The organism is Methylacidimicrobium cyclopophantes (assembly GCF_902143385.2).
Taxonomy (GTDB): Bacteria; Verrucomicrobiota; Verrucomicrobiia; order Methylacidiphilales; family Methylacidiphilaceae; genus Methylacidimicrobium; species Methylacidimicrobium cyclopophantes.
The window spans coordinates 1-2,723 of record NZ_CABFUZ020000060.1; the positions used below are offsets into that span (position 1 = coordinate 1).

5 protein-coding genes are annotated in these 2,723 nt (G+C 61.4%); 4 read left to right on the forward strand and 1 reads right to left on the reverse strand.

From position 1 onward, the window contains the following. Positions 1-8: 8 nt before the first annotated feature. Positions 9-749, reverse strand: a complete 741-nt coding sequence (locus FN369_RS01255) for a hypothetical protein (protein WP_142524403.1) — start codon at positions 747-749, stop codon at positions 9-11. A gap of 32 nt (positions 750-781) precedes the next feature. Here FN369_RS01255 and rpsT point away from each other — a divergent pair, with 32 nt between their 5' ends. The 4 genes from rpsT (at position 782) to rpsM (ending at position 2,623) form a co-directional block, all read left to right on the forward strand. After that, on the forward strand, positions 782-1,075 hold the full coding sequence (gene rpsT, locus FN369_RS01260; RefSeq protein WP_142524404.1) for a 30S ribosomal protein S20: 294 nt from the start codon (positions 782-784) through the stop codon (positions 1,073-1,075). Between the two features lie 88 nt (positions 1,076-1,163). Next, positions 1,164-1,976 carry a type I methionyl aminopeptidase gene (gene map, locus FN369_RS01265; protein ID WP_142524405.1) on the forward strand — a complete coding sequence of 271 codons (813 nt, stop codon included), beginning with the start codon at positions 1,164-1,166 and terminating at the stop codon, positions 1,974-1,976. A 106-nt stretch (positions 1,977-2,082) separates the two neighbouring features. Beyond that, entirely contained in the window at positions 2,083-2,199 is a 117-nt protein-coding gene (rpmJ, locus tag FN369_RS01270) for a 50S ribosomal protein L36 (protein WP_142524406.1), read from the forward strand. A gap of 28 nt (positions 2,200-2,227) precedes the next feature. Further along, positions 2,228-2,623, forward strand: coding sequence for a 30S ribosomal protein S13 (gene rpsM / locus FN369_RS01275; protein ID WP_142524407.1), 396 nt, complete (start codon positions 2,228-2,230; stop codon positions 2,621-2,623). Positions 2,624-2,723: the final 100 nt, after the last annotated feature.

The window sequence follows — 2,723 nt, forward strand, 5'->3', positions numbered from 1 at the left end:
CCGGCCGGTCAGGGGCGGTCGGCTCGGGCGGCGCGCAGAGCGAGACCCGCAGAGCCGATCCAGGAGGCGAAGGCTGCGAAGCCTTCCTGACTGAGCCGATAGCAAAAGAGGAGATCGTCGCCGAAATGGGAGAGAAAACGCGAAACGGTCCAAGAGGGCGAGAGAAAGCCGAGCAGGGCCGCGAGGATCAGAAGGTTGAGCCCCGTGATGAAGACCAGGGAAAAGAACCAACCTTCCACGTGGAGATCGGGCTGCTTTCCGTGGACGGCTTCCACGGTAAAAAAGAGATGGAATCCCCATGTGAACCCTGTTCCGGCGTAAAGGAGCCATTGATAGGAACGGATCGGCCGGTAAAAGTCAACGATGGTCCAGAGCCCCAGCCAGAGCAACATGTAGAAGGGCACGAAATAGGGGGAGAGGACGATCCAGAGGTTGGATCGGTTGCAGCGGATGCTGCCGCTTTGATCGCCGACCCGAAAGCGGGAGACCCTTCCGCCGTGGAGATAAACGGCCAAGGCGTGGGTAAGTTCGTGGGCGAAGATGTAGGGGCGCTGTGGGACTTTCCACAAAAAGCAGAGGAGGGTCCAAAGGAGAAGCCCTCCGGCGAAGCTCGCGACGGGGAGCGTGAACCACGCCCCGTCCCGGAAGTAGCTCTCGAGGAGCTCCTTTAGAAAGAGCAGCTCCGCCATGAGGAGGGGCAGGGCGGAAAGGGCCAGGACGAACTTAATGATCTTCGCTAGGCTTGACACCGCCGGCAGAACGTTCTTATTAGAAAACCCCCATGCCTAACACTAGGTCAGCCGCAAAGCAAGCGCGGAAGAGTCTCCGCAAAAGAGGATACAACGTAAAAGCCAAGAAAGAGCTGCAACTGGTTTCGCGCCGGATGCGCGAGAAGGTCGCTTCCGGGAAGAAAGAGGAAGCCATCGGGTTTTTCTCCGAGTACCAGTCCGTCTTGGATCGGCTCGTGAAGCGTGGGCGGCTCACCCGGAACGCGGCCGCTCGACGGAAAGAGCGAGTGGCCAAGGCGCTTTTCGCCTCGCCCGCTTCGGGAGAGGAAGACGCGAAGCAAGGGTAGAAAGGGTCCGCGACGCGACCGCCGGAAGCCGGAGCCGGTCGAGACCGACGGCGCCCGGGCGGTCGAGCGCATTGGAGAAAGCGGGGTCATGATTCCGATCAAGCGAGGGAAAGATATCGACGGCATGCGTCTAAGCGGCCGCTTGGTCGCCGAAGTCGTCGAATCGCTCCGATCGATCTTGGCCCCGGGGATCCGGACGGGCGAGATCGATCGGTACGCGGCCGAGTTGATCGCCGCTCGAGGAGGGAAAAGTCCTTTTCTGGGGTATCGAGGGTTTCCAGGAACGATTTGCATCTCGGTCAACGAGGAAGTCGTCCACGGGATCGGCGGAGAGCGGATGCTCCAATACGGAGATCTGGTGAAGCTCGACGTGGGCTTGATCAAGGATGGATGGGTCGGGGATACCGCGGCGACCTTTCCGATCGGGATGGGGGATGCCGGCGACCTCAAGCTCATCGAGGTCACGCAGGAGGCGCTTTGGGCGGGAATCGCTCAGGCCCGGGAGGGGAATCGGATTGGCGACATCTCCGCGGCGATCGAGGCCTGCGCCCAGGCGCATGGCATGGCGGTGGTGCGGGAGTTCGTCGGCCACGGGGTGGGTCGCAAGCTCCACGAGGAGCCTCAGGTGCCCAACTACGGCCGGCCGGGAGCGGGACCGAAACTGAAGGCGGGCATGACGCTGGCGATCGAGCCAATGGTCAATGCCGGCGGCGCCGCGGTACGCCTTCTTGCGGACGGGTGGACGGTGGTGACGGCCGATGGCCGGCGCTCCGCCCACTTCGAGCACACTGTCCTCATCACGAAGGGGGAGCCGGAAGTCCTCACCAAGCACGGGATGGCCGGTGGCTCGACCGAAAAAGGCGCGGCGAAAGCTCGGCAGGGGGCTGCATCGGGCGAATGAGGGCGTCGACGATAAAAGACTTGCCAAAAAAAGGGCGTTCCGGTAGGAATTAACCCTTCATCGTGCGAACGATGAGATACAAGAAGGTTTTACCAAGAGGAGCTTCATGAAAGTTCGGGCTTCCGTTCGTCGGCGCACCGCCGCTTGCCAAGTCGTGCGTCGCAAGGGACGAATTTACATCATCAACAAGAAGAACCCTCGCCTCAAACAGCGGCAGGGCTAGGCCCGAACGTTAGAACGGTGGAAAGATCATGCCTCGTATCCTTGGAGTGGAAATCCCCGGAAGCAAGCGAACCGTCGCGGCTCTCCCCTATATCTACGGAATCGGTCCGTCCCGGGCGAAGATGATCTGCGAGCTCGCCGAGGTCGATCCGAACCTGCGGGCCAAGGATCTTACCGATCAGCAGATCAATCGGATGGTCCAGGTGATCCAGGAGAACAACTTTGTGATCGAAGGCGACCTGCGACGGGAGATTCAACAGAATCTCAAGCGCTTGCAAGCGATCAAGTGCTATCGGGGCATCCGTCACTTGCGCGGCCTACCGGTCCGCGGGCAGCGGACGTCGACCAACGCGCGAACCCGCAAGGGGCCGCGGCGGACGGTTGGGGTCGTCCGGAGGAAGGAAGCGAAGAAGGGCAAGGTGTAGGCCTCGGGCTTTTCCGGAAAGAGGGCGTAGCGGAGAGATCTTATGGCGGAAGAAGGGCAGACGAAGCCGGTAACGGAAGAAGCGCAGCGACCGGCCGAAC